Origin of the sequence: Vibrio sp. M260118, assembly GCF_036533755.1 — a bacterium.
GTDB lineage: Bacteria > Pseudomonadota > Gammaproteobacteria > Enterobacterales > Vibrionaceae > Vibrio.
In genome coordinates this window covers 1-557 of sequence record NZ_JATABG010000701.1, presented here as the reverse complement: position 1 = coordinate 557, position 557 = coordinate 1, and the positions used below count along the sequence as shown (strand labels likewise).

Annotated in this window: 1 pseudogene; it reads left to right on the top strand. The window is 42.4% G+C overall.

Annotation, left to right across the window (positions count from 1 at the left end):
- Positions 1 to 149: 149 nt before the first annotated feature.
- Positions 150 to 557: pseudogene (locus tag QTO00_RS20685) on the top strand (sugar ABC transporter permease); the annotation flags it as partial.

Below are 557 nucleotides of genomic sequence, written 5' to 3'. Positions count from 1 at the left end.
GTAGAAAGCATCAATATGCAAATTGAAGCTAACCACGCGATGATGGGTCAATAATTCAAAAAATATTGTTCTGGCGATAACAGCCCTAGTAACTCATCTTAGCTAGGGCTGATAGAAGCGAGAAGTTTTCCGAAATGGAGTTGTAAGTGATGTCTGACATTAGTGAACATTTTGAGCATAACGTGGGGTTGTTTCGGTCCCAACGATTTACTGCCTCCTTGCTTGCGCTAATTCCTGGCTTTGGTCAGTTTTATAACCGACAGTTTGTAAAAGGCATGATGTTCTTCATCTTGCTAACAAGTTTTTATGGAGTAACTCGTGATTTTATTGCCCACGGTATGTGGGGCCTCGTAACACTTGGTGAAAACCTACCAGAGGATAACTCTGTTTTCTTACTTGCGGAAGGTATTATTGCTTCGTTAGTGGTGGTATTTGGCTTAGCGGTTTATACACTCAGTATTACTGACGCCTACAAAAACGGTCAACGTCTTGATGAAGGCCGTCCATTGAACTCACTGCGTGTTCAGTATCGCAATGTTATCAATGCGGGCTTCCCA